2 pseudogenes are annotated in these 1489 nt (G+C 67.0%); one reads left to right on the forward strand and one right to left on the reverse strand.

The annotated features are described in order from the left end of the window. Positions 1-157: 157 nt before the first annotated feature. A pseudogene (locus KZA10_RS14960) lies at positions 158-598 on the forward strand (potassium-transporting ATPase subunit KdpA); the annotation flags it as partial. Between the two features lie 2 nt (positions 599-600). Here KZA10_RS14960 and KZA10_RS14965 read toward each other — a convergent pair. Next, positions 601-1326 (reverse strand): annotated as a pseudogene (locus KZA10_RS14965) (nitroreductase family protein); the annotation flags it as partial. Positions 1327-1489 lie beyond the last annotated feature (163 nt).

Genomic DNA, 1489 nt, shown 5'->3' on the forward strand with positions numbered 1-1489 from the left:
GGCTCCCAGCCTTCATGCCAGGAGGACGCGAGGGTTTGGATCACGGCGGTGCGCTGCGCCTCGTTCAGCTGTGTGAACAGCTCTGGCCAACGCTCGTCGACGTCGAATGTTTCCATGGTGTCCTCCGTCGGCGGTGTTGAACGACAGGCCCTCCGGCACCGCCGCCTCGTTCGTGGCGAACACCAACTGGCAGTCCTACTCCCCCGAGCAGACCGTGGGCTACACCGTGCAGCTCGCAGGCCTCACGGTGCAGAACTTCGTCTCGGCAGCTGTCGGCCTCACGATCGCGATCGCGCTGATCCGCGGTCTCGCCCGTCGCGGTTCGACCACCATCGGCAACTTCTGGGTCGACCTGATCCGCGGCCTCGGGCGCATCCTGCTGCCGATCGCCCTGATCGGCGCGGTGGCGCTGCTCGCCGGCGGCGTGATCCAGAACTTCGCCGGCTTCACCGACATCACCACCGTCTCCGGTGGCACCCAGACCATCCCCGGCGGTCCGGTCGCCTCGCAGGAGGCGATCAAGCTCCTGGGCACGAACGGCGGCGGCTTCTTCAACGCCAACTCCGCGCATCCCTTCGAGAACCCGACCGGCTTCACGAAACGCTGACTGCTCGACCAGTCGATGGCGGGTCGACGCTGCTCCGGCGGCAGGTAGCCCAGCCGATAGACGGCCATGAGCTCGAGGTCGTCCGGCACCCGCAGCAGCTGCACGATCTCCTCCCAGCGCCCCGGAACCTCCATCGGGAACGAGATGAACTGGATGCCCATGCCGAGCTCGACCGTGGTGAGCCAAACGTTCTCCATCGCCGCGCCCATGCTGAACACCGAGTAGAACGAGGAGAGCTGTACCGGCCGGTACTCGCTGCGGTCGAGCATCACGCCCAGCAGCAGCGGTGATCCCGCGACGAGCTTCCGGTTCTCGGCGCCGAGGGTCTTCGGCACCCCGAAGGTGTTCATGAGCGTCTGCCCGCGCTTGGTGAACACCTGACTCGTGAACGGCCGAAGAGCGGCGGGCAGCTTGTCGAACAGCATGCCGCTGCGCTTCTCCTCCATCTCGGCCTGGCTGAAGCGGAAGTAGGGCTTGTAGCGCTCGAAGAACGTACCGTTCGACATCGCCTCGGTCATGCTCTCCCCCGAGATGCGGGCGATCTGCTCGATCGTGTCGCGACTCTCGATCACGACGAACCGCCAGGGCTGACTGTTCAGCTGCGAGGGGGCACGCCCTGCGGCCTCCAGGAGGATGCGCTGGTGATCCTCGGAGACGGGGTCGGGCAGGAACGCGCCGTTCGTGGTCTTGCGGCGTCGGATGGCATCGAGCAGTTCCATACGTTTCACTTCCGGTCGGCGGCGGATCGCGAGAGCACCAGCCCCGCGACGATGAAGGGAGCAGCGGCGAGCGCGACCAGCGGGTGCCGTCTGGTGTGAGTGCCGAGGTAGGGGATCGCCGCGAGGGGCACGGCCGCGGGCAGCAACGCGAGAGCGGCACGGC

Source organism: Microbacterium sp. BF1, assembly GCF_019279095.1.
GTDB classification, from domain to species: Bacteria; Actinomycetota; Actinomycetes; order Actinomycetales; family Microbacteriaceae; genus Microbacterium; species Microbacterium maritypicum.